Genomic DNA, 23,921 nt, shown 5'->3' with positions numbered 1-23,921 from the left:
CGGCCGCGCCATTCTCCACCTAGAGAATTACATAGTCGTCGATGAGGTGAAGCACAATGGATGGGCCGAGGCGAGTTTTATCCGAAGAAGTCAAAAAACTGTTAGATTTAGGTTGATCGGCAAAAATTCATCGGTATATATCGCGCCGTTCCGACGATTTGCTCCTACCCTGGGCGCGAACGCCAAAAAAGGACAGGTGGCCGAGTGGTTTAAGGCGCACGCCTGGAACGCGTGTGTACGTGAAAGCGTACCGTGGGTTCGAATCCCACCCTGTCCGCCATACCCTCATTCTCAATATTGATTCAAACCGTATCGAGAGCGGGACGCGGAAGCGTTTTGGCGGCACGCTCGCTGGAACAAGCTGGTCGTCCGCATATTCTCAAGAGCGCTGCAGCAGGGCGCGTCCGATCGGTTTCGGATTCTCGCTGCGCAACACCAGAGATGTCGTTACGGCACCAAAACGCGCGATCGTGTCAACGATCGTTTCCAGCTCCCCCGGCGACGGAACCAGCACCTTCAAGAGAAAACAGTCCTCTCCGGTGAGGCGCAATACTTCCATGACCTGCGGCATCTCCGCGAACTGTTTCAGACAGGCCTTGATATGCTCATGCGTCGTGCGTAAGCGAAGCACAGCCGTCATTCCAATCCCCAGAGCGGTGGGGTCTATCCGGGCGGTGTAACCGACAATGATGCCGCGATCTTCCAGCCGCTTGACCCGTTCCGACGCTGCCGGCTGAGAGAGCCCGACCCGTCGACCGAGTTCGGAAATCGCAATGCGTCCATTTTCCTGCATCGCCTCGATAATGGCGATATCGGTTGGATCGAGCAGCACCCGATTGTTTTCCTGAAAAGCCATGGGGGTCACCTTAAAATCATCGGAAAGAGACGCGGTTTTCCGATGATCATTCATTCCGAAGCAAATGAAAATGCATCATTTTCAACTGCGCGGATGATCAGAGGAAAAGACATGAAGGACATCATCATATTGCCGGGGATTGGCGGTTCGGGCGAGGCTCATTGGCAAACACGCTGGGAAAGGTCGAACCCGGAAATGCGACGTTTTCAACCAGCCGATTGGGAAAAACCCGCCCTGGCGGACTGGATTTCAGCACTGGAGCGCGCCGTCGGCGCATCGGCGACCCCTCCCCTGCTGGTCGCCCACAGCCTTGCCTGTCTGCTGGTCGCTCATTGGCAGCAGGTTTCTTCGCTTGCCGTTGCCGGAGCGTTTCTTGTGGCGGTCCCGGACCCGCAGTCCGCGTCATTCCCAGAGGAGGCGGCCGGATTCGCCGATCCACCGTCACAAAAGGTGCGCTTCCCCACTCTGATCATCGCAAGCGCCGATGATCCCTTCGGCACGCTCGACCATGCCCATGCACGAGCGGATCTGTGGGGCAGCGGTCTTGTCGCGATCGGTCCTTTCGGCCATATCAACGGGCAAAGCGGCCTTGAGGACTGGGGCCAGGGAAAGGCCTTGCTGACGGCCTTCTCTGCCGGATTGGCGAAATCTGATCGGGCTTGATCTTATTTCGAGTTCCGACCAAATTGCGGAAACAGGCCTTTGCCGCGGCGGACGTGTGCGAGACGGAGCAACGAAATGCCCCACTCGCAAGCGTACGTTCGAGACTCTCGAACCCGTCGCTCCGATGACGCTACGAGGTTTTAATCGTCGAAAGATTCCTGAATTTTTACCATGCGGCTTCACCGCGTCTTTGCACGTTTGGGTTTACCTTCTGCCAAATTAAAAAACAGAGGTAAAACAGGTGGAAGAACTTTCGGTAAAGTCGAAGATCATCAAATCCGTCTATTTCAGCCAGGACGACGGACGACTCAGGATTTGTTTCAAGAATGGCGAGGAACGTCTGTTCGAAGGCGTTCCAACCTCGGAAGCCCATGCAATGACGGCGGCGCCGTCTCCCGGCCATTATTATCTCGACCGGATCAGAACCCGGTTTCGCAGATTGGCTGCCTGAAAACCCGAGAGGTTGCCGCTCCTGCAGGACAAAATTAGGCGGCATTGAAAGTGTTGCAGCGTCCTTTGCCCGTCTGAAAAGACGCGCGCCGCTGTCGCCCGCGTTGCAGGTTTGTGCGGGTTCGGGAAGACACCGGTGGATATTAACCGGCGATTAACCTTCGAGATCATCTGGGTTGGATCACGCCTGCGGAAAAGCGGCAACTTGCCGGCGCTGCCGGCCAGTTCAAAGTCGGCCAGCCGGGAGGCTCGGCGGCGGACCCCAGCCAGGAAGCCGAGCCTCCCCGTCACGACGCTCGTGAAGCATATTGCTGAACGTGCATGGTTTCGAACGCCGTCAGGCGAGTTCCCGTTTCCATTATCGCCAGAACTAGCGAATTGGAGCTAATCCTGTGAAAAACTCGAACTTTCGCATCCGGACTCGACAATGCTTTATTAGGATGATTGCATGAATCCATCGGGTAAAGACCGGGGGTAACGATGTTCGAGGATCTGCTTGAGATGCAGGAGCGTGGCGTACGGGACCGTGCGCGTGGCCGCAGTCTGGCCGACAATCCGATGTCGAAGCCGGATATCCTGCCGATAACCGATTTCCAGGAATGGTACTCGATGTTCGACGCCTGGCGCTTCGGTTGGTCGATCGAGGATGCGATGGCAGGGCATGCCAATGCGTCACGGGATGGCGACGCCTTGTCCCGGACCTATACCAGAACGGTCTGATCGATCCTGTCCTCGGCGCCGAAGAATTTCAGGTAGCGTTCGACCTCGGCCGGGTCGCCGGTCGCCTTCTGCGGGTTGTCGGAGAGCTTCACCGCCGGACGGCCGTTGGCGTCGCTGACCTTGCAGACGACGGAGATCGGGTTGAGCCCGGAGATCTCGATCGGCGCGCAGCCGGAAAAATCGTTCGTCAGGTTCGTGCCCCAGCCGAAGCTCATGCGCACGCGGCCTTCGAAATGCCTGTAGGTATCGATGATGGCGTCGACATCGAGACCGTCGGAGAAGATCAGCAGCTTCTGGCGCGGATCGCGGCCCATCTTTTTCCACCAGTCGATAATCTTCTCGCCGCCTTCGATCGGCGGGGCACTGTCCGGGCGGAAACCGGTCCAGTCGGCGACCCATTCCGGCGCATCGCGCAGGAAGGCGGCGGTGCCGAAGGCATCGGGCAGCACGATCAGAAGGTTGCCGCCATAGAGTTTGTTCCAGTCGCGCAGGATCTTGTAGGGCGCGTTGCGCAACTGCTCGTCGGTTTCGGCAAGGGCGGCGGCCACCATCGGCAGCTCGTGAGCATTGGTGCCGACGGCCTCGAGATCGGAATCCATCGCCAGCAATACGTTGCTGGTACCGGCAAAAGCCGGGCCAATGCCTTCCTTCAGCGCCTCGACGCACCAGCGCTGCCAGAGGAAACTGTGGCGGCGGCGGGTGCCGAAATCGGAGATACGCAGGCCCGGCAATTCCTTCAGCCGTTCGACCTTCGACCACATCTTCGCCTTGGCGCGAGCATAGAGCACATCGAGGGTGAAGGGACCGAGCGCCTTCATCGCCGAGCGCGAGCGCAGCTCGTTGACGATGGCGAGCGCCGGGATTTCCCACATGGTGGTTTCCTTCCACGATCCGTGGAAATCCAGCACATACTGGCCGTCCTTCTTCGACAGCTCGTATTCGGGAAGCTGGAAATTGGAAAGCCAGGCAAGGAACTCCGGCTCGAAGATCTGCGCGCGACCATAGAAGCTGTTACCCGCAAGCCAGATCATTTCCTTTTTGGAAAGTCTCAGCGTGCGGGCATGATCGAGCTGCTCGCGCAACTCGCCTTCGTCGAGCTCCTCGGCCAGACGCACACGCTTGGTGCGGTTGATGAGGGTGAAGGAAGCGTTCACGTTCGGATAAAGCTTCCAGATCATCTGCAGCATCAAAAGCTTGTAGAAGTCGGTATCGATCAGACTGCGGATGATCGGATCGAGTTTCCAGGCGTGATTGTAGACGCGTCTTGCGATATCGGTCCTGGCCATCAAACTCCCGCCCCTGTCCACTCCGGTCAGGTGCTGCCAAATTCCTGGGTACTGCCAAGTTCCCGGCCGGCGCACAAAACCGGCTCGTGCGCCTTCTTATCGAAAAATCGGCGGCTAAAGTCCAGACAAAACAATGAACGTCCCGCCGCGGTGTGGCGGCGGGACGTGAACATGGTTTTGCTCACGATTATTGGGCCGGCGTTGCGGGTGCCACATTCGGAGCGGCCGGCGTGGTGTTCGGCGTTTCGGTTGGAACGGCAGTCCCATTCTGCAGCGCCGGCGCGGGAGCCGGAGCCGGCTGCTGCGACTGGAGCTGCTGACCCGGCTGTTGCGGTGCCACCTCGTTTGCCTCGCGATTTCCCCAGATCTCGACCGGTATCCAGACCACGAAAGCAAGCACCAGCGCGACGATCAGCACCGTCAGGATGCGATAACCCATGCGTCCCTGCCTTGCCTTCACCGGCGGGATCTGCTGTTCCTTGCGGAGCTTGCCATCCGACTTTTCCCAGCGTGTTTCCGTCTGATGGGCCATCATCGTCTCCTTCCGCTGTCTTGACCGGCCGATCCGGCTGCGAAGAATTTCCGCAGAGGAAACGGGTGGCTGTCTGGAAGGTTCCGAAAGCCTAAACTAAAGCGCGTCGCGATCTTTCAGATTCGCTCCTCGCGCTTTAGGTCCTTGTTTTTACGCATGTCGTTATCGCAAAACCGCAGCACACTTTTGCGCGACATGCTTTAGTAGCCGGCGGCGCGGTCGACCACGAATTGCAGCGGCTCGCCGCGCTCGAAACGAGCGATCTGCGTCTCGACATGCTGAAACAGCGCGTTTTCTTCGGAGACGGCCGCATCGTGCGGCGTGATGAAGACGTTCTGCAAGTCCCACAATGGGTGGTCTGATGCAAGCGGTTCCGCCTCGAAGACATCCAGGGAAGCGCCGCCGAGGGTACCGTCACGGATGGCGGAGACGATATCGGCCTCGACCTGGCTCTTGCCGCGGCCGGCATTGATGAAGACCGGCTTCCCGAGCGCGCAGTCGCGGCGCAGCTTCGCAAACAGCCGGGCGTTATAAAAACCTGTTGTTTCAGGCGTCAGCGGCAGCAGGCCGACGAGGATGTCGGTCCTTGCGAGGAAGCTGTCCAACTCGCTGGCATCGAAGGTTTCGACGCCATCGATCTGCTTGCGGCTGCGCGACCAGCCGATGACGTTGAACCCCATCACTCTCAGCTTGGCGACCGCATCCTGCCCGAGAATGCCGAGGCCCATGACGCCGACCGTCACTTCCGCCGCCTCCGGCGCGATCAATTTTGCCCATTGGCGCTGGCGCTGGTGGCTATCATGGGCGTATTGCCCGCGCAGATGCATCAGGCATTGCATGACCACCCATTCGCTCATGCGGGTCGTCAGGCTGCGGTCGACGAAGCGGACGATCGGGATCTCGGGCAGGCCCGCCATGCCGATGATATGGTCGACGCCGGCCCCACCCGAAAAGATCACTTTCAGGTTCGGCGCCCGCGCGAAAAGGTCGGCATCCGGTTTCCAGAGGAGCGCATATTCGACCGCGCGGAGATCGCGCGCCTGATCGGCCGGATCGGCGAGATTGATGCTGCCGCGGTCGGCAAAGGCGGTCTTCAGCACGCGGGCGACGCCTTCGGGATTGAACTTGATATCGACGAGAACGGGGGGGCTTGCGGGCATGATCTTCTTTTATTGCTGTACGGCGGGCGTCGGCACCGCCTCGATGTTGAAAGCGGCGGCCATCAGCGCCCGGGTGTAATCGTCCTTCGGTGCGCGGAAGATTTCCGCTGACGGGCCCTGCTCCACCACCTTGCCGAAACGCATGACGATGACGTCGTTGGCGAGCGCCTTCACCACCTTCAGGTCGTGGCTGATGAAGAGATAGGCGAGATCGTGCTTCTTCTGCAGATCGCGCAGGAGATCGACCACCTGGGCCTGCACGCTCATATCGAGCGCGGAGGTCGGCTCGTCGAGCATGACGAAGCGCGGCTTCAGCACCATGGCGCGGGCAATGGCAATGCGCTGGCGCTGGCCGCCGGAGAATTCGTGCGGATAACGCCAGCGGGTCAGCGGATCGAGACCCACCTCCTCCAGCGCCCAGCAGACACGCTGGTCGCGTTCTTCTGATGTCAGGGAGCGCTCATGCACCTTCAGCCCTTCGGCGACGATATCGCCGACCGACATGCGGGGGCTCAGCGATCCATAGGGATCCTGGAAGACGACCTGCAGTTGGTTGCGCAGCGGCCGCATCTCGCTGAATGAATAGCCGGCTATATCTTTGCCGACAAAGGCGATCCGCCCTTGCGACGAGATCAGCCGGGTGAGCGCCAGGCCGAGTGTGGTCTTGCCGGAACCGGATTCGCCGACGACGCCGAGTGTCTGGCCGGCGCGCAGCGAAAGATCGATGCCATCGACGGCCTTGACGTGATCGACGACGCGGCGCATCAGCCCTGATTTGATCGGGAACCAGACGCGGATGTCCGAACCTTCCATCACCAATGGTTTCGACGGATCGGCCAGCGGCGGCTCGCCACGTGGTTCGGAGGCGAGAAGATGGCGGGTATAGTCATGCTTCGGATTGGAGAAGACCTCCTCGACGGTGCCGGTTTCGACGATCTTGCCCTTGGTCATGACACAGACGCGATCGGCGAATTTGCGGACGATGCCGAGATCATGGGTGATGAACAGCAGCGACATGCCGTGGACGGCCTTCAACTGCCGGAGCAATTCGAGTATCTGCGCCTGCACCGTGACGTCGAGGGCGGTGGTCGGCTCGTCGGCAATCAGCAGCTCCGGCCGGTTGGCGAGCGCCATGGCGATCATGACGCGCTGGCGCTGGCCGCCTGACAGTTCGTGCGGATAGGCCTTCAACCGCTTTTCCGGTTCGCGGATGCCGACCTGGTTCAGCAATTCCAGCACGCGCTCACGCGCCGGCTGGCCGGTAAGGCCCTGGTGCAGAGCGAGGATCTCGGCGATCTGCTTCTCGATCGTATGAAGCGGATTGAGCGAGGTCATCGGCTCCTGGAAGATCATGGTGATGTCGTTGCCGCGCACTTCCCGCAGTGCCCGCTCCGAGGCCTTCAAGAGGTCCTTGCCCTTGAAGAAGATTTCGCCGGAGGGATGGCTTGCGGAGGGATAGGGCAAAAGCCGCAGGATCGAATTGGCCGAGACCGACTTGCCGGAGCCGGATTCGCCGACGAGCGCCACGACCTCGCCTTTGGCGATATCGAAAGAAATGTGATCGACGGCGAGCGAGGTCTCGCCGCCCTGATGAAAGGCAACCGAGAGATCGCGGACGGAAAGAAGGGGTTCTGTCATGTCACTCATTGAAACGTCTTCCTCGGATCGAAGGCATCGCGCACGGCTTCGCCGATGAAGATCAGCAGGGAAAGCATGATCGACATGGTGAAGAAGGCCGTCAGCCCGAGCCAGGGCGCCTGCAGGTTGGTCTTGCCCTGGGCGATCATCTCGCCGAGCGAAGGGGAGCCGGGCGGCATGCCGAAGCCGAGGAAATCGAGCGACGTCAGCGTCGTGATCGAGCCGGACAGGATGAAGGGCAGGAAGGTCAGCGTCGCGACCATGGCGTTCGGCAGCATGTGCCGCCACATGATGGTGCGGTTGTTGACGCCGAGCGCGCGGGCGGCGCGGACATATTCGAAATTACGGGCGCGCAGGAATTCGGCGCGCACGATGCCGACGAAACCGACCCAGGAAAAGAGCAGCATGATGCCGAGCAGCACGAAGAAGCCTGGCGGCAGAATGGCGGCGATGATCAGCAGGATGTAAAGCACCGGCATCGACGACCAGATTTCGATGAGACGCTGCAGCAGGAGGTCGGTCCAGCCGCCGAAATAGCCCTGCACCGCACCTGCCGTGACGCCGATGATCGCCGAGCAGATGGTGAGCGCCAGGCCGAAGAGCACCGATATGCGGAAACCATAGATGACGCGGGCGAGCACGTCTCGGGCCTGGTCATCGGTGCCGAGCCAGTTGAGATTGCCGAGGGTGCAGGCGGGATCGTTCATCCCTTGCGGATAGCCGGCGCAGCGCTCCTCCTTCGTCATCAGCCAGAACGGGGCGGTGGGCGCCGAATGCGGAATGTTCGAATTGACCGAGCGGTAGGAATAACGGATCGGCGGCCAGATCATCCAGCCATTGGCGTTGATCTCGTCGGCAATGACGGAGGAGCGGTAGTCGGTTTCTGCGAGGAAGCCGCCGAACTTCTCCTCGGGATAGTCGATCAGCACGGGAAACAGGATTTCGCCCTTGTAGGAGGCGATGACCGGCCGGTCGTTGGCGAGGAATTCTGCAAACAGGCTGAGCCCGAACAGCAGCAGGAAAAGCCACAACGACCAGTAGCCGCGGCCGTTCGCCCGGAAATTCTTCCAGCGACGGATGTTGGTCGGCGACAGCAGCCCCTTGCGCGGCGGCTTGACGGGGGTTGCAGTGACAGGATTTGCGGCGGCGTCCATCAGACATCCCTCCGCTCGAAATCGATGCGCGGATCGATCCAGGTGTAGATCAGGTCGGAGATCAAGCTGACGAACAGACCGAGCAGCGAGAAGATGTAGAGTGTGGCGAAGACGATAGGATAATCCCGGTTGACCACCGAGAGATAACCGAGACGGCCGAGGCCATCGAGCGAGAAGATATTTTCGATCAGCAGCGATCCGGTGAAGAAGGCGGAGATGAAGGCGCCGGGGAAACCGGCGATGATGATCAGCATGGCATTGCGGAAAATATGGCCGTAAAGCACCTGCCGCTCATTCAGACCCTTGGCGCGGGCGGTGACGACATACTGCTTCTTGATTTCCTCGATGAAGGAATTCTTGGTCAGCAAGGTCGTCGTCGCGAAGGCTGCAAGCGAAAGCGAGATCAGCGGCAGGGTGAGGTGCCAGAAATAATCGAGCGGCTTCTGCCACCAGGCGAGCTGATCGAAATTGTCGGAAACCAGGCCCCGCAGCGGAAACCAGTCGTAGAAGGAGCCGCCGGCGAAAAGCACGATCAGCAGAATGCCAAAGAGGAAGCTCGGGACGGCGTAGCCGACGACGATGACACCCGAGGTCCAGACGTCGAAGGTCGATCCGTCCTTGACCGCCTTGCGAATGCCGAGCGGGATGGAAATGGCATAGGAGAAGATCAGGATCCAGATGCCAAGCGAGATCGACACCGGCAGCTTCTCCTTGATGAGGTCGAGCACGGAGGTGTTGCGGAAGAAGCTCTCGCCGAAATCGAAGCGGATGTAATTCCACATCATCTCGCCAAAACGCGTCAGCGGCGGCTTGTCGAAGCCGAACTGTTTTTCGAGCTTGGCGATCAGTTCAGGATCGAGCCCTTGGGCGCCGCGATATCTGGAGCCTTCGTCCCCTCCTCCGTCACCCATCAGGTCACCGCCACCGGACAGGCGCTGATCGGCGCCATCGGCCTGGCCGGTCAATTGGGCGATCACCTGCTCGACCGGGCCTCCCGGCGCGAATTGAATGACGATGAAGGAAATCGCCATGATGCCGACGATGGTCGGGATCATCAGAAGCAGGCGGCGAATGACATAGGCGCCCATCAGCCTTCAGCCTCCGGAAATCTTCTTCTTGTCTGCCTGCCGTCCAGTCCGATGCTGCTCAATCCGCCAGCCTTCCCTTGCCGGCCGTACCGGCTTGTCGTGATTCGCTTGCGCCATTTGGAGCCGAGGCCGCCTTCAATGCAAGCCCGCTCATTTCGCCGAGGTCGACCACCAGGCATCGGGGAAGCCTAGGCTATAGGCCGGGAATTCGGCGGGATGGGTGATCGTGTTCCAATAGACGATGTTCTGGGTACCGCGGTAGAACAGCGGGATGACGTAGTGGTTTGCAAGCAGTACCCTGTCCATCGCCTTGATCGCCGCGACCTGTTCATCGCGGTTCGGCGCGAAGATGATCATGCGGATGAGCTCATCGACAGCCGGATTGGCAATGCCTGCGTAATTTTGAGACCCCTGCTGATTGACCGAACCGGAGCCCCAATAGACGGACTGTTCGTTGCCAGGGTTCATCGTCTGCGCCCAGACATTCCAGATCATGTCGTAATCGAAGCTGCGTTCGCGATTGACCGCTTGCGATGCATCGACCGTCCGCACGCGCGCATCTATGCCGATTTTCTTGAGATTGCTGGCATAGGGCACCGCCCAGCGCTCTAGCATGGGGCTCGACAACAGGATCTCGAAGCTCATCGGCTGGCCGGTCTTGGTATTGACCATGCGATTGCCCTTGATCTCCCAGCCGGCTTCTTTGAGAAGCGCAATTACCTTGCGGAGGTTATCACGGCTCTTCTGCGGATCGCCACCGACCGGATTGGCATAGGGCGTGGTGAAGACTTCGGGCGGAACCTTATCCTTCATGCCCTGCAGAATTTCCAGTTCTCTACCTTGTGGAAGGCCGGACGAGGCGAGTTCGGTATTCCAGAAATAACTGTCGATGCGTTTGTAACTGTTAAAGGCAACGGTTCGGTTCAGCTCCTCAAAATCCAGTCCATAGTTCAGCGCCTCGCGGACCCTGATGTCCTTGAAGAGGTCACGTCGCATGTTGGGCACGAGAGCCTGCATGATGGCGGTGGCGCGCAGCGGGTTTGCAACCTCCTCTTTCTTGACACGTCCTTCCTTCACCGCGGGGAAATCATATCCCGTCGCCCAGCGGGCAGCCGTGGTCTCCTGCCAGTAGTCGCTGTTGCCGGCGCGAAACGCTTCGAACTCGACATCCCGATCGCCGAAATAGGTGTAGATGACATTGCGAAAATTGTTCTGGCCGACATTCACATTGAGGTCCTTGCCCCAATAGTCATCGCGCAATTCGTAGCGGATCGTCGCGCCGGGGGAGAAGGACGCAATCTTGTAAGGTCCCGAACCCATCACGGGCTCGAGCGTCGTCTTTGAGATATCGCGTGGCTTGCCGTCCGGTCCCTGCCCCTCCCACCAATGTTTCGGCACGACCACCAACTGGCCGAGAATATTCGGGAGCTCCCGGTTGTTCTTCTCGTCGAAGGTGAAGGTGACGTCGCGATCACCGGTCTTTTCGGCCTTCACCACGTGCCGGTAGTAGTTCGCGGTAAGGGGGTTTAGCTCCTTGGTCTTGTCCAGGCTGAAGATGACATCCTCGGGCGTTACCGGCTGACCATCTGCCCATTTTGCCTCCTTACGCAGGCGAAAGGTTGCGCTCGAGACATCGGCGGGGAAGGACAGCCCTTCGGCGAGCAAGCCGTAGGAGACAAGCAGCTCGTCATCTGCCGCCTTCATCAAGGTGTCGTATACGAGCGTCAGGCCTACTCCCACCTGGCCTTTGGCAAGTACCGGGTTGAAGGTGTCGAAGGCCCCGCTCGCGGAAAGGCGCAGGTCTCCACCCTTCGGGGCATTAGGGTTCACATAGTCGAAATGAGTAAAGCCCGGCTTGTACTTCATCTCGCTGATGACCGAGCTTCCGATCTGAAACGGCTGGCCCTCAGCCAATGCCGTCCGCGGCACCAGAGCACCCGCAAGCGACAGAAACAGACCGATTTTCGACCACAAAGCCGCCATTCCCATTTCCCCTGAATATTGATGGATACGACAATACGAGAAATAGGGGCGAAAAACAGGAGAGAGTCTGGTTTTTGCCGGCTCGCGACATTTTGAGCCGCCAGCTCCTGTCAAAGGTCAGCTCCTGTCAATGCCTGAGGCGCTGCGGCGTTCCGTCACCGGCCCCTGCTGCGCCCGTCCAGCAAATCATCGATTCACCAAAATCGCTTTTCAGGATAGATTCGAGTGCAAATCACTTCGACAACGAATTAAGGGAACAGCATGGCTTTCGGCTTCGCCCAAGCTTTCAGGACATTAGGCACACTGGCGCTCGCCGGCGCGATCGGCGCAGGCCTTGCCGTTGGCGACGTCGGCGCTGAGCAGAAGACGCCGAGCCCGGGCAGCGCCAAGGGGCAGTTCGGCGCCGTCGACCTGCCGACGCAGGGGCCGGCACAGCCGATCGGCTTTTACGCAAAGGGCTGCATGACGGGTGCGGTGGCGCTGCCGACCGACGGGCCGACCTGGCAGGCGATGCGGCTTTCGCGCAACCGTCGCTGGGGCAATCCGGCCATGATCGCGCTCTTGGAGCGGTTTTCGCAGGATGCGGTCAAATATGCCGGCTGGCCGGGCATCCTTGTCGGCGATATCGCGCAACCACGCGGCGGGCCGATGCTCAACGGCCATTCCTCGCACCAGATTGGCCTCGATGCCGATATCTGGTTTAGCCCGATGCCGGCGCGCCGCATGACGGCCGAGGAGCGCCAGGATCTGCCCTTCACCACCATGCTACAGAAGGGCAAGTTCCTGACCGTCGACCCCAAGGTGTGGACGCAATCGCACGCGCGGCTGCTGATGCTCGCGGCGAGCTATCCCGAAGTGGAGCGCATCTTCGTCAATCCGGCGATCAAGAAGAAGATGTGCGACACCTGGGCCGGCGACCGAACCAACCTTAGTAAGCTCCGGCCGATATACGGTCATGACTCGCATTTCCACATCCGCATCAAATGCCCGCCGGGCGCTGCCGGATGCACGCCGCAAGCTCCTGTCCCCGCCGGCGACGGCTGCGACAAGTCGCTCGCCTATTGGTTCACGCCGGCGCCTTGGGCGCCGCCGAAACCGCCCAAGCCCGGCGCCAAGCCGCCCAAGCCGCCGCGTGAGATGATGGTCACCGATCTGCCCAACGCTTGCGCCGCCGCGCTCGATGCCGCTTCCGTCGCTTCGATGCAGGCCGCCACCTATGGCGGACCCTCCGCCGCAACCGCGCTCGCCGCCGCTCCGGCAGCCGCGTCGGCTGACGGCGCCGATGGCGCGTTGCCGGATGTCGGCCCGGTTCCGAACGACAAGCCGGCGATCCAATGAAGGGGCGGATGCGCTGTCTTTCAAATCGCAAATTCTTGGTATACAGCGGTCAAATCGATTGAATTGTTGGGGCGGAGATTCACTTCATGGCCGGCGGCAAATGCCTTGCGCTGATCGCGCATGACCAGAAGAAGGACGACATGGCGGCGTTCGCCCGCGCCAACCGGGACATTCTCTCGCGCTGGAAGATCGTCGCGACGGGCACGACCGGCGGGCGGGTGCTCGACGCCGCTCCCGATCTCGACGTCGTCAGGCTGAAAAGCGGCCCGCTCGGCGGCGACCAGCAGATCGGCGCGCTGATTTCGACCGGCGAGGTCGACGCCCTGATCTTTTTCGTCGACCCTTTGACGCCGATGCCGCACGATGTCGACGTGAAGGCGCTGATGCGACTGGCGATCGTCTACGATATTCCGATGGCGCTCAACCACGCGACCGCTATAAAACTTCTTCCCACACTTAAAGCCTGATCAGCACGGAACCGGCCATGCCAAAACCGAACAACAGCACCGCTCCGCTGCCTTTCCCGATCCTGATCGGCGATATCGGCGGCACGAATGCCCGCTTCTCCATCCTGACCGATGCCTATGCCGAGCCGAAGCAGTTTCCGAACGTGCGCACGGCGGATTTCGCGACGATCGACGAAGCGATCCAGCACGGCGTACTCGACAAGACCGCCGTGCAGCCGCGCTCGGCGATCCTGGCCGTCGCCGGCCCGATCAACGACGACGAAATCCCACTGACCAATTGCGACTGGGTGGTGCGGCCAAAGACGATGATCGAGAGCCTCGGTATCGAGGACGTACTCGTCGTCAACGATTTCGAGGCGCAGGCGCTGGCGATCGCCGCACTTTCGGATGAAAACCGCGAACGCATCGGCGACGCCACCGGCGACATGATCGCCTCGCGCGTCGTGCTCGGACCGGGCACCGGCCTCGGCGTCGGCGGGCTCGTGCATGCCCAGCACAGCTGGATCCCGGTTCCCGGCGAAGGCGGCCATGTCGATCTCGGGCCGCGCAGCAAGCGCGATTATGAAATCTTCCCGCATATCGAGACGATCGAAGGCCGCGTTTCGGCCGAACAGATTCTCTGCGGCCGCGGCCTCGTCAACCTCTATCATGCCATCTGCGTGGTCGATGGCATCGAGCCGACGATGAAGGATCCAGCCGATATCACCTCGCACGCGCTTGCCGGCAGCGACAAGGCAGCCATAGAGACCGTCTCGCTGTTTGCCACCTACCTCGGCCGCGTGGCGGGCGACATGGCGATGGTGTTCATGGCGCGCGGCGGCGTCTATCTCTCAGGCGGCATTTCGCAGAAAATCATCCCGGCACTGAAGAGGCCGGAATTCCGCATCGCCTTCGAGGACAAGGCGCCGCATACGGCGCTGCTTCGCACCATCCCGACCTATGTGGTGACACATCCGCTGGCAGCGCTTGCCGGGCTTTCCTCCTATGCGCGCATGCCGGCGAATTTCGGCGTCTCGACGGAAGGCCGCCGCTGGCGCCGCTAACCCGGCGCGCAAAGCAAATGGAGCGTGCCTGGCGCCTCCTATCCGGACGCGCGGCGCTCTAGCCAAACCGGTCCCAACTCTTTATAGACCCCGGCAAAAGTGCGTGTCGCCCTCGCGGGGCGCTTGGCCCGAGACAGGAAACCTATTTGGAAGCGGCGGAAAGCAGAACGCAGAGCGTCAGCAGCGATACCGTAACCGGCATCCTGAAACGCATCATCGCTGAAAACGGCCGCGACCATCTGTGGGGCTATGTCTTTGCGATCGCCTGCCTCATCGTGGTGGCGCTTTCGACGGCCTTTACCGCCTGGATCATGCGGGCGATCATCGACGAGGCCTTCGCCAATCGGCGCGCGGACGTCGTCTGGATCATCTGTCTTTCAATCTTCATCGCCTTCGTGCTGCGCGGTTTTGCGAGCTATGGCCAGGCGGTGGCGCTTTCCAGGGTCGGCAACGATATCGTCGCCCGCTACCAGCGCCGGCTCTATGCGCATCTGATGACGCTTTCGGTCGGCTTCTTCAGCGAGGCGCGCTCGGCCCATATCGCCGCGCAGGTGAGCCAGAACGTCAGCGGCATCCGCGACGTGCTCAACCTGACGATCACCTCGACGGTGCGCGACCTGCTGACCTTCGTTTCGCTGCTCGCCGTGATGATCATCCAGGATCCGCTGCTCAGCCTTGCCGTGTTCATCATGGCGCCGCCGCTGCTTTATGCATTGCGCTATGTTTCCAAGCGGCTGCGCTCGGCGACCCGCGAGGCCGTGCACCTGAACAGCCACGTTCTCGGCGCCATGCAGGAGACGATCCAGGGCATCGCCATCGTGAAAGCCTTCACGATGGAGGAAGAGCTGGAGCGCAAGGTCAACAAGCTCATCAAGGGCGCCGAAAGCCGGGCGAACCGGATTGCCCGACTTTCCGAGCGCACCTCTCCTCTGACTGAAAGTTTTGCGGGCTTTGCCGTCGCCAGCGTGCTTGCCTATGCCGCCTACCGCTCGATCTACTTCAATGTGCCACCCGGCGCCTTCTTCTCCTTCGTCACGGCGCTGCTGCTTGCCTATGACCCGGCCCGCCGGCTTGCCCGCCTGCAGGTGCAGATGGAGCGCGCCGTCGTCAATGCGCGGATGATCTATGAATTGCTCGACATGGAACCGCGCCAGCGCGACCTGCCGGATGCCCGGCCGCTGACGGTGACGCAGGCAAGAATCGAATTCCGCAATGTGTCCTTCGCCTACGGCAATGAGAGCGTACTCAGCGGCGTCAGTTTCACCGCCGAGGGCGGCGCCACCACAGCGCTGGTCGGGCCGTCCGGCGCCGGCAAATCCACTGTCATCAGCCTCATTCCGCGCTTCTACGATCCGCGCGAGGGAGAAATCCTGATCGACGGGCAAGATATCGCCCACATCACCAAGAAGTCGTTGCGCCAGCAACTCGCCTATGTCTCGCAGCAGCCCTATCTGTTCGAGGGCACGATCCGCGACAATATCCGCTATGGCCGGCCGGAAGCGACCGATGCCGAGGTGGAGGAGGCGGCGCGGCTTGCCTATGCGCATGATTTCATCTCAGCACAGCCGCAAGGTTACGAGACGCCGGTCGGCGAAAACGGCGTGACGCTTTCGGGCGGCCAGCGGCAGCGGCTATCGATCGCGCGCGCCCTGGTACGCAATGCGCCGATCCTGCTTCTCGACGAGGCGACCTCGGCCCTCGACACCGAATCCGAGGCCGCCGTGCAGAAGGCGCTCGATGAAGCGATGAGCGGACGCACCGTCGTCGTCATCGCCCATCGGCTTTCGACCGTGGTGCGCGCCGACAAGATCGTCGTCATGCAGCAGGGCCGCGTCGTCGAGGAAGGCAATCACGAGACGCTTGCGAAGGTCAGCGACGGTCTTTACGCTCGCCTCAACAATCTGCAGAGGCCTTCGGCCTCCGATTCAAACTAAGCTGGCGAGACTGACATGAGCGATGCTGCGATGAAACTGGTGGTGGTTGGCGCAGCAGGACGCATGGGGCAGACGCTGATCCGGCTCATCCATTCGATCGAGGGAGTAAGCCTGCATGCCGCGGTCGAGCGCGCCGGCTCGCCCTTCGTCGGCAAGGATGCCGGCGAGATCGCCGGTCTCGGCCCGACCGGCGTCATCATCGGCGACGATCCGCTCAACGCTTTTCTCGATGCCGAAGGCGTGCTCGACTTCACCTCGCCTGCTGCAACAGTGGAATTCTCAGGCCTCGCCGCGCAGGCCCGCATCGTCCATGTCATCGGCACGACCGGCTGTTCGGACGACGACAATGCCAGGATCGCCGCGGCGGCGCGCCATGCCCGCATCGTCAAGTCGGGCAATATGAGCCTCGGGGTCAATCTGCTCGGCGTGCTCGCGGAACAGGCAGCGCGTGCGCTCGATTCTGTCGACTGGGACATCGAGATCCTGGAAATGCACCACAAGCACAAGGTGGATGCGCCTTCCGGCACCGCTCTTCTCCTCGGCGAGGCCGCGGCAAAGGGGCGCGGCATCGATCTTGCCTCGAAGTCGGTCCGGGTGCGCGACGGCCATACGGGCGCCCGCGAAGCGGGCACGATCGGCTTTGCGACGCTGCGCGGCGGCTCCGTCATCGGCGAGCATTCCGTGCTTTTTGCCGGCGAAGGCGAAATCGTCACCCTATCGCACAGCGCGGCCGACCGCTCGATCTTTGCGCGCGGCGCCATCAAGGCGGCCCTTTGGGCGCGTGACAAGAAGCCGGGTCTCTATTCCATGCTCGACGTGCTCGGGCTTTCTTCCTCATAACGATACTACGGAGGCATATTCATGAGCGGTACCCTCGTCCTCGTTCGCCACGGCCAGAGTGACTGGAACCTGAAGAATCTCTTCACCGGCTGGAAGGATCCCGATCTGACCGAGCTCGGCGTCCGGGAAGCCAATACAGGCGGTGCGGCGCTCGCCGAATACGGGATCAAATTCGACGTCGCCTATACCTCGGTGCTGGTGCGTGCACAGCACACGCTGAAGCTCATCCTCGACAAGGTCGGCCAGCCCGATCTCCTGACGATCCGCGACCAGGCGCTGAACGAGCGCGACTACGGCGACCTCTCCGGCCTCAACAAGGACGATGCACGCGCCAAATGGGGCGAGGAACAGGTGCATATCTGGCGCCGCTCCTATGACGTGCCGCCTCCCGGCGGTGAAAGCCTGCGTGACACCGGCGCCCGCGTCTGGCCCTACTACCTCACGGAGATCCTGCCGCGTGTGCTCAGGGGCGAAAAGGTGCTGGTTGCCGCGCACGGCAATTCGCTGCGCTCGCTTGTCATGGTGCTCGACAAGCTGAGCAAAGAAGGTGTGCTCGCCCTCAACCTCGCGACCGGCGTGCCGATGGTCTACACGCTGAAGGCGGATTCCACCGTCGCTTCCAAGGAAGTGCTCGGCGATATGTCGGGCGCGCATTGATCGGCCGATCTTCCCCGCCACGGCGGGGAACGGCGCTCAATTCTCGATCGTGAACTGCACCCGGTCGGCCGCGAAGCGGCTGATCGAATATTGCACCGGCACACCCTCAAGATCGGTGTTCATCGCCTTGGCGATCAGCAGGATCGCGCCGGGGGTGAGTTCGAGGTCGGCCATATCGGCTGCGCTGGCATGGGCTGCCGTCACCTCGGTCGTCGCCCGGACGTAATCCGGCAGGCCGAGTTCGGCGAAAGCCTTAGTGATCGATTCCCCCGTCCGGTAAGCCTCACCGATACCGGCAAAGCGTTTGGCGGGAAACCAGCTCGTCGCCCTTGAAACCGGCCGCTTGTCTGCCTGGCGCAATGTTTCCAGGCGGATCACCTCCTCTCCCGGCGTCAGGCCCAGCCAGCGGGCGATCTCGGCACTCGCCTCCTCCTTCGCCTCATCGAGCAGAAGGCCGCGCATTTCACGGGCCTGATCGCCGATGCCGGCGGTGAAACGCGTGCGGCGGCTGATCGGGAAATTCAGCCGCTCCTTGCGCTCGATCAGGGTACCGCGGCCCTGCACCGCACGCACGATACCTTCCTGGGCAAGTGCGGCAAGCGCGCTGCGCACCGTATGCCGGTTGACGCCGAATTGCAGCGCCAGCATGGTTTCCGGCGGCACCATTCCCGTTTCGTCATAGGCTCCGGTGCTGATCGCCTCGCGAATCCGATCGGCGATCTGGCGCCAGAGCGCCACCCCGGTTTGCCTTTGCACCTGCTTCAATCCCGCCATTCCATCCCCTGCCACCCATTTAACTCGTGATGTCACACGCTTGTCACGACATCGATTTAGAGCTAAGTATATCTTGTATAGTTGTCTATATCAATAGACATTTTAAGGGAAGCGGCGATGATATCAGCGGACAGGACAGACGCTGCGTCACAGACGGCATCCGGGCGCAAACGCGCCGCCGATCTGCTGGCGCGGGCGGAGCGGGGCGAACTTCAGGCGGTCTTCGATGCATTGCCGGAAAAGCCTGTGGCCCATCCGGTGCGCGGACCGGAGACCGGGCTGGTGATGGTGCGCGGACGCATCGGCGGCGGCGGCGCTCCCTTCAATCTCGGCGAGGTGACCGTAACGCGGGCGACCGTCCGGCTCGACTCCGGCGCGGTCGGCCATGCTCAGGCGCTCGGCACCGACCGCGAGAAGGCGCGGCTTGCGGCGATCTTCGACGCGCTCTGGCAGGAGGAATCGACGCAGGATCTCGTCGAACGGGCCCTGCTTTTACCGATCACTGAGCGGATCGCCGATGCCGAACGCCGCAAGGCGGACGAGGCGGCAGCAACCCGCGTCGATTTCTTCACCATGGTGCGGGGGGACGACTGATGGCTCTCAAGACCGATGCCCTGACCGGCGGCTTTGCCGAGCCGGTCTTCCACGCACAGAGCGTCTTCAAGATGCTGATGGACGGCATGGCGCGCCCCGGCACGATCCAGACCGTCCAGCCCGACGTCGCTCCGCCGGCGCCGCTCGGCATCGCCGCCGGCACGATCGCGCTGACGCTTTGCGACCACGACACGCCCGTCTGGCTTTCCCAGGGACTGGCGAAATCCGCCGTGCCGGAGTGGCTCGGCTTCCATACCGGCGCGCCGTTGACCACCGAAAAGGCCGAAGCGCGCTTTGCCTTCACCGAGGCCGGCACCGCACTTTCCTCCTTCGGCCTCTTTGCGTCAGGTACGCAGGAATATCCCGACCGCTCGACGACCCTCATCATCGAACTCGCCGAACTCGAGGGCGGCCGCAGGCTGGCGCTGATGGGTCCCGGCATCCAGAGTGTGGCGGAGATGGCGCCTATCGGCCTGCCGGAGACCTTCCTGCGGCTCTGGACCGAGAACCGTGCGCTCTTTCCGCGCGGCGTCGACATCGTGCTGACGGCGGGCAAGCGTTTCCTCTGCCTGCCGCGCACCACCAAGATCACAGCAACGGAGATCTGAGCTCATGTATGTTGCCGTCAAGGGTGGCGAGGCCGCCATCGCCAATGCCCACCGCCTGCTGGCCGACCGTCGCCGCGGCGACCGTTCGCTGCCGGCGATCGGCATAGAACAGATCGTGGCGCAGCTGGCGCTCGCCGTCGATCGTGTCATGGCTGAGGCTTCGCTTTTCGACCGCACGCTCGCAGCCCTCGCCATTCGCCAATCGCGGGGCGACATGATCGAGGCGATCTTCCTGCTGCGTGCCTACCGCACGACGCTGCCGCGTTTCGGCTATTCGAAGCCGCTCGACACGGCTGATATGACGATCGAACGCCGCATCTCGGCGACCTACAAGGATCTGCCGGGCGGCCAGCTTCTTGGGCCCACCTTCGACTATACCCATCGCCTGCTCGATCCCTCGCTGCTTTCGGACGAGGCGGTCGAGACGCCTGCTCAGCGTGCCGCCGAGACCGGCCGCGTCATGCGCGTCTCCGAGATCCTCGGCGAGGAAGGCCTGATCGAGGCCGACGGCGACATGCCGGAAGATCACGAGATCGGCGACCTGACCCGCGAGCCGATGGAATTCCCGATGACCCGGGATCTCCGCCTGCAGGCGCTTGCCCGCGGCGACGAGGGTTTCCTGCTGGCTCTCGGTTATTCCACCCAGCGCGGCTACGGCCGCAACCACCCCTTCACCGGTGAAATCCGCATCGGCGACGTCGAGGTGGAATTCGACGTGCCGGAACTTGGTTTCGCCGTCTCGCTCGGCACGATCCAGATCACCGAGTGCCAGATGGTCAACCAGTTCAAGGGTTCGGCCAAGGCACCGCCGCAATTCACCCGCGGCTACGGCCTGGTCTTCGGCCAGAGCGAGCGCAAGGCGATGGCGATGTCGCTGGTCGAGCGAGCGCTTCGCGCCGAAGAGCTCGGCGAGGATATCACCGCACCGGCACAGGACGAGGAATTCGTCATCTCGCACTCCGACAACGTCCAGGCGACGGGCTTCGTCGAGCATCTGAAGCTTCCGCATTATGTGGACTTCCAGGCCGAACTCGATCTCGTCCGCCGCATGCGCCGCGAATTCGAAGCCGCCCGCAACGGTGGCGAAGACATGAAGGAAGCCGCCGAATGACCGATCTGGCCAGCTACAACTTCGCCTATCTCGACGAACAGACCAAGCGGATGATCCGCCGCGCCATCCTGAAGGCGATCGCCATTCCCGGTTACCAGGTGCCGTTCGCCTCGCGCGAAATGCCTATGCCCTACGGCTGGGGCACCGGCGGTGTGCAGGTGACGGCCTCGATCATCGGACCTGATGACGTGCTGAAGGTCATCGATCAGGGCGCCGACGACACGACCAACGCCGTTTCGATCCGCGCCTTCTTCCAGAAGGTCGCCAATGTCGCGGTGACGACGCATACCAAGGATGCGACGATCATCCAGACGCGCCACCGCATTCCCGAGGAAAAACTTAGGGTCGGCCAGGTGCTCGTCTACCAGGTGCCGATCCCCGAGCCGCTGCGCTTCCTCGAACCGCGCGAGACCGAGACCCGCAAGATGCACGCGCTCGAGGAATACGGTCTCATGCATGTGAAGCTCTACGAGGATATCGCCCGCAACGGCCGCATCGCTACCACCTATGCCTATCCGGTCAAGGTGCACGGCCGTTATGTCATGGATCCCTCGCCGACGCCGAAATTCGATAATCCGAAGATGCACAAGTCGGACGCACTGCAGCTCTTCGGAGCCGGCCGCGAAAAGCGTATCTATGCCGTGCCTCCCTATACCGATGTCGTCAGCCTGGATTTTGAAGACCATCCCTTCGAGATCCAGCGCTTCGGCAAACCCTGCGCCCTTTGCGGCGCCGAGGACGTCTATCTCGACGAAGTGGTTCTCGACGACAAGGGCGGGCGGATGTTTGTCTGCTCCGACACCGATCATTGCGAAGACCGCCGCGTGCACGGCCATGTCGGCGATATGCTGGCCCGGGAGGCTGCAGAATGAGCGACACCCCGCTTCTCAAAGTCCATGACGTTTCGAAATTCTACGGCAACCGTATCGGCTGCCGCGATGTCTCCTTCGAGCTCTGGCCCGGCGAAGTGCTCGCCATCGTTGGTGAATCCGGCTCCGGCAAGACGACGCTGCTCAATTGCCTCTCTACCCGGCTGCTGCCGAGCACCGGCAGCGTCGAATATCACATGCGCGACGGCAGCTACCGCGATCTCTATCGCATGAACGAGGCCGAGCGACGTTTCCTGATGCGCACCGATTGGGGCTTCGTGCATCAGAACCCGGCCGACGGCCTGCGCATGACCGTTTCTGCCGGCGCTAATGTCGGCGAACGGCTGATGGCGATCGGCGACCGGCACTACGGCAAGATCCGCGCTTCGGCGATCGACTGGCTCGAACGCGTCGAGATCGACGCCGACCGCATCGACGACCAGCCGCGCGCCTTTTCGGGCGGCATGCGCCAGCGATTGCAAATCGCCCGCAACCTCGTCACCGGCCCACGCCTCGTCTTCATGGACGAGCCGACCGGCGGCCTCGACGTCTCGGTGCAGGCGCGCCTGCTCGATCTCGTGCGCGGCCTCGTCAACGATCTTGGCCTCTCGGCCATCATCGTCACCCACGATCTCGCCGTCGCCCGCCTTCTCTCGCACCGGATGATGGTGATGAAGGATGGCTACGTCATCGAACACGGGCTCACCGACCGCGTGCTCGACGACCCGCGCGAACCCTATACGCAGCTGCTCGTCTCCTCGATCCTGCAGGTCTGAGGCCCGAAACCAAGGAAGAAGAATATGGCAACGCCCCTCGTCGTTTCCGAAGTCTCAAAGAGCTTCACCATGCACCTGCGCGACGGCATCAGGCTGCCTGTCGTCTCCGATGTCGCCTTCTCCGTCGCATCGGGCGAATGCGTCGTGCTCGGCGGCCCATCGGGCATCGGAAAGAGCTCGCTGCTCAAGATGATCTACGGCAATTACGCCGTCGACACCGGCCAGATCCTCATCAGCCACGACGGACGCATCGTCGATCTCGCCTCCACCGATCCGCGCACCGTGCTCAACGTCCGCCGCGATACGCTCGGTTATGTCAGCCAGTTCCTGCGCACCGTGCCGCGCGTTGCGGCGATCGATGTGGTTGCCGAACCGCTGCTGGCACGCGGTGAGGACGCCGTCACGGCACGGGAAAAGGCGGGCGCCCTGCTTGCCAGGCTCAATCTGCCGGAAACGCTCTGGCAGCTTCCGCCCGCCACCTTCTCCGGCGGCGAGCAGCAACGCGTCAACATCGCGCGCGGCTTCATCACCGAGCACACGATCCTGCTTCTCGACGAACCCACGGCCTCGCTCGATGCCAGGAACCGTGCCGTCGTCGTCGGCATGATCGCGGAAAAGAAGAAGGCGGGTGTGGCTCTTCTCGGCATCTTCCACGACGAAGAAGTGCGCGAAGCCGTCGCCGACCGCATCCTCGACGTCCAGCAGTTCTCACCCAGAAAGATCGCTGCATGAGCCGCAAGCTTGGCATCGAGCCGTACTTTCATGAGACGGCATCCGTCAGCGATTCCACTTTCGGGCGCTATACGGAGGTCTCTGAACGCTGCCGCATCAGCGAGGCCACGTTCGGCGACTATTCCTACATCATGCAGGATGGCTCCGTCTGGTGTGCGACGATCGGCAAGTTCGTCAATATCGCCGCCGCCGTGCGCATCAACGCCACCAACCATCCGACCTGGCGCGCGACGCTGCATCATTTCACCTATCGCGCCGCCGACTACTGGCCGGACGGCGACGTGGAAACGGACTTCTTCGCCTGGCGGCGCGCAAACCGCGTGACGATCGGCAACGATGTCTGGATCGGCCACGGGGCGACGATCCTGCCCGGCGTCAACGTCGGTAACGGCGCGGTGATCGGGGCCGGCGCCGTCGTCGCTAAGGACGTCGCGCCCTATACGATCGTCGGCGGCGTACCGGCCAAACTCATCCGCGAGCGCTTTCCAAGAGAGGTCGGCGAACGGATGGACAGGCTTTCCTGGTGGGATTGGGAGCATGACCGGCTGCGCCAGGCGCTCCAGGATTTTCGCAACCTGGACGCGGAAGATTTCCTGTCCCGCTACGGCGGATAAAACCCCCGATATAGGGGCGAAGAATTGTGACAGG

The 23,921-nt window shown here is 61.9% G+C and carries 25 protein-coding genes and 1 tRNA gene; 17 read left to right on the top strand and 9 right to left on the bottom strand.

All coding sequences use genetic code 11. The features are described from left to right. The first annotated feature begins 190 nt into the window (after window positions 1-190). Window positions 191-280 (top strand) — tRNA-Ser (locus tag GFM02_RS25925). A gap of 99 nt (window positions 281-379) precedes the next feature. Here GFM02_RS25925 and GFM02_RS25920 read toward each other — a convergent pair. After that, window positions 380-856, bottom strand: coding sequence for an Lrp/AsnC family transcriptional regulator (locus tag GFM02_RS25920; protein WP_168323197.1), 477 nt, complete (start codon window positions 854-856; stop codon window positions 380-382). A 42-nt stretch (window positions 857-898) separates the two neighbouring features. Here GFM02_RS25920 and GFM02_RS25915 point away from each other — a divergent pair, with 42 nt between their 5' ends. From GFM02_RS25915 to GFM02_RS25905, 3 genes are all read left to right on the top strand, one after another. Further along, window positions 899-1,519, top strand: a complete 621-nt coding sequence (locus GFM02_RS25915) for an RBBP9/YdeN family alpha/beta hydrolase (RefSeq protein WP_168323196.1) — start codon at window positions 899-901, stop codon at window positions 1,517-1,519. 241 nt (window positions 1,520-1,760) lie between these two features. Then, window positions 1,761-1,970: a KTSC domain-containing protein gene (locus GFM02_RS25910; RefSeq protein WP_020052394.1), complete on the top strand. Its 210-nt coding sequence runs from the start codon at window positions 1,761-1,763 to the stop codon at window positions 1,968-1,970. A gap of 479 nt (window positions 1,971-2,449) precedes the next feature. After that, the gene (locus GFM02_RS25905) at window positions 2,450-2,689 is read left to right on the top strand and encodes a CrpP-related protein (RefSeq protein WP_168268127.1); all 240 of its coding nucleotides are present in this window, start codon (window positions 2,450-2,452) and stop codon (window positions 2,687-2,689) included. On the opposite strand, the gene pncB is transcribed toward GFM02_RS25905, so the two are convergent. The 7 genes from pncB to GFM02_RS25870 all read right to left on the bottom strand — a co-directional run bounded on the left by pncB (window position 2,671) and on the right by GFM02_RS25870 (window position 11,530). After that, entirely contained in the window at window positions 2,671-3,975 is a 1,305-nt protein-coding gene (gene pncB, locus GFM02_RS25900; protein ID WP_020052392.1) for a nicotinate phosphoribosyltransferase, read from the bottom strand. The two genes, GFM02_RS25905 and pncB, sit on opposite strands and share 19 nt — an antisense overlap. A gap of 187 nt (window positions 3,976-4,162) precedes the next feature. Then, window positions 4,163-4,510 carry a hypothetical protein gene (locus GFM02_RS25895; protein ID WP_205930466.1) on the bottom strand — a complete coding sequence of 116 codons (348 nt, stop codon included), beginning with the start codon at window positions 4,508-4,510 and terminating at the stop codon, window positions 4,163-4,165. A gap of 197 nt (window positions 4,511-4,707) precedes the next feature. Beyond that, window positions 4,708-5,667, bottom strand: coding sequence for a 2-hydroxyacid dehydrogenase (locus GFM02_RS25890; RefSeq protein WP_168268129.1), 960 nt, complete (start codon window positions 5,665-5,667; stop codon window positions 4,708-4,710). A 9-nt stretch (window positions 5,668-5,676) separates the two neighbouring features. Then, on the bottom strand, window positions 5,677-7,314 hold the full coding sequence (locus GFM02_RS25885; protein ID WP_168268132.1) for an ABC transporter ATP-binding protein: 1,638 nt from the start codon (window positions 7,312-7,314) through the stop codon (window positions 5,677-5,679). Further along, window positions 7,311-8,459: an ABC transporter permease gene (locus tag GFM02_RS25880; protein WP_020052388.1), complete on the bottom strand. Its 1,149-nt coding sequence runs from the start codon at window positions 8,457-8,459 to the stop codon at window positions 7,311-7,313. The genes GFM02_RS25885 and GFM02_RS25880 overlap by 4 nt, the downstream gene beginning before the upstream one ends. Continuing rightward, window positions 8,459-9,547: a microcin C ABC transporter permease YejB gene (locus tag GFM02_RS25875; RefSeq protein WP_017962784.1), complete on the bottom strand. Its 1,089-nt coding sequence runs from the start codon at window positions 9,545-9,547 to the stop codon at window positions 8,459-8,461. The genes GFM02_RS25880 and GFM02_RS25875 overlap by 1 nt, the downstream gene beginning before the upstream one ends. Before the next feature lie 150 nt (window positions 9,548-9,697). Continuing rightward, on the bottom strand, window positions 9,698-11,530 hold the full coding sequence (locus GFM02_RS25870; protein WP_168323194.1) for an extracellular solute-binding protein: 1,833 nt from the start codon (window positions 11,528-11,530) through the stop codon (window positions 9,698-9,700). A gap of 261 nt (window positions 11,531-11,791) precedes the next feature. Here GFM02_RS25870 and mepA point away from each other — a divergent pair, with 261 nt between their 5' ends. The 6 genes from mepA to GFM02_RS25840 all read left to right on the top strand — a co-directional run bounded on the left by mepA (window position 11,792) and on the right by GFM02_RS25840 (window position 17,809). Continuing rightward, window positions 11,792-12,868, top strand: coding sequence for a penicillin-insensitive murein endopeptidase (mepA, locus tag GFM02_RS25865; RefSeq protein WP_168323193.1), 1,077 nt, complete (start codon window positions 11,792-11,794; stop codon window positions 12,866-12,868). A gap of 86 nt (window positions 12,869-12,954) precedes the next feature. Further along, entirely contained in the window at window positions 12,955-13,335 is a 381-nt protein-coding gene (locus GFM02_RS25860) for a methylglyoxal synthase (RefSeq protein ID WP_020052384.1), read from the top strand. A gap of 17 nt (window positions 13,336-13,352) precedes the next feature. Further along, window positions 13,353-14,378, top strand: a complete 1,026-nt coding sequence (locus GFM02_RS25855) for a glucokinase (protein WP_168323192.1) — start codon at window positions 13,353-13,355, stop codon at window positions 14,376-14,378. A 146-nt stretch (window positions 14,379-14,524) separates the two neighbouring features. Then, a complete protein-coding gene (locus tag GFM02_RS25850; protein WP_017962779.1) occupies window positions 14,525-16,312 on the top strand; it encodes an ABC transporter ATP-binding protein in 1,788 nt (595 codons plus the stop codon). Window positions 16,313-16,327: 15 nt separating this feature from the next. Continuing rightward, window positions 16,328-17,152, top strand: a complete 825-nt coding sequence (gene dapB, locus GFM02_RS25845; protein ID WP_168323191.1) for a 4-hydroxy-tetrahydrodipicolinate reductase — start codon at window positions 16,328-16,330, stop codon at window positions 17,150-17,152. Window positions 17,153-17,173: 21 nt separating this feature from the next. Then, the gene (locus tag GFM02_RS25840; RefSeq protein ID WP_168323190.1) at window positions 17,174-17,809 is read left to right on the top strand and encodes a 2,3-bisphosphoglycerate-dependent phosphoglycerate mutase; all 636 of its coding nucleotides are present in this window, start codon (window positions 17,174-17,176) and stop codon (window positions 17,807-17,809) included. A gap of 36 nt (window positions 17,810-17,845) precedes the next feature. Here the strand turns inward: GFM02_RS25840 and phnF are convergent, their stop codons facing one another. Then, on the bottom strand, window positions 17,846-18,583 hold the full coding sequence (phnF, locus tag GFM02_RS25835) for a phosphonate metabolism transcriptional regulator PhnF (protein WP_168323189.1): 738 nt from the start codon (window positions 18,581-18,583) through the stop codon (window positions 17,846-17,848). 117 nt (window positions 18,584-18,700) lie between these two features. Here phnF and phnG point away from each other — a divergent pair, with 117 nt between their 5' ends. Genes phnG through GFM02_RS25800 form a run of 7 tightly spaced genes read left to right on the top strand, consistent with a single transcriptional unit; the run spans window position 18,701 to window position 23,887 of the window. Next, a complete protein-coding gene (phnG, locus tag GFM02_RS25830) occupies window positions 18,701-19,177 on the top strand; it encodes a phosphonate C-P lyase system protein PhnG (protein ID WP_168323188.1) in 477 nt (158 codons plus the stop codon). Further along, window positions 19,177-19,785, top strand: coding sequence for a phosphonate C-P lyase system protein PhnH (gene phnH / locus GFM02_RS25825; RefSeq protein ID WP_168323187.1), 609 nt, complete (start codon window positions 19,177-19,179; stop codon window positions 19,783-19,785). Before phnG ends, phnH begins: the two co-directional genes overlap by 1 nt. A gap of 4 nt (window positions 19,786-19,789) precedes the next feature. Continuing rightward, entirely contained in the window at window positions 19,790-20,896 is a 1,107-nt protein-coding gene (locus GFM02_RS25820) for a carbon-phosphorus lyase complex subunit PhnI (RefSeq protein WP_168323186.1), read from the top strand. Further along, window positions 20,893-21,768, top strand: coding sequence for an alpha-D-ribose 1-methylphosphonate 5-phosphate C-P-lyase PhnJ (locus GFM02_RS25815; protein WP_168304660.1), 876 nt, complete (start codon window positions 20,893-20,895; stop codon window positions 21,766-21,768). The genes GFM02_RS25820 and GFM02_RS25815 overlap by 4 nt, the downstream gene beginning before the upstream one ends. Next, on the top strand, window positions 21,765-22,541 hold the full coding sequence (phnK, locus tag GFM02_RS25810; RefSeq protein ID WP_003544413.1) for a phosphonate C-P lyase system protein PhnK: 777 nt from the start codon (window positions 21,765-21,767) through the stop codon (window positions 22,539-22,541). Before GFM02_RS25815 ends, phnK begins: the two co-directional genes overlap by 4 nt. 24 nt (window positions 22,542-22,565) lie before the next feature. Continuing rightward, window positions 22,566-23,273 carry a phosphonate C-P lyase system protein PhnL gene (gene phnL, locus GFM02_RS25805; RefSeq protein WP_168323185.1) on the top strand — a complete coding sequence of 236 codons (708 nt, stop codon included), beginning with the start codon at window positions 22,566-22,568 and terminating at the stop codon, window positions 23,271-23,273. After that, window positions 23,270-23,887 (top strand): DapH/DapD/GlmU-related protein, encoded by a 618-nt coding sequence (locus GFM02_RS25800; protein ID WP_168323184.1) that lies wholly within the window; start codon window positions 23,270-23,272, stop codon window positions 23,885-23,887. The genes phnL and GFM02_RS25800 overlap by 4 nt, the downstream gene beginning before the upstream one ends. The last annotated feature ends 34 nt before the right edge of the window (window positions 23,888-23,921 follow it).

It is taken from the genome of Rhizobium leguminosarum bv. viciae, from assembly GCF_012276115.1.
Classification (GTDB): domain Bacteria; phylum Pseudomonadota; class Alphaproteobacteria; order Rhizobiales; family Rhizobiaceae; genus Rhizobium; species Rhizobium leguminosarum_T.
This window is presented reverse-complemented; position numbering and strand designations above follow the sequence as displayed.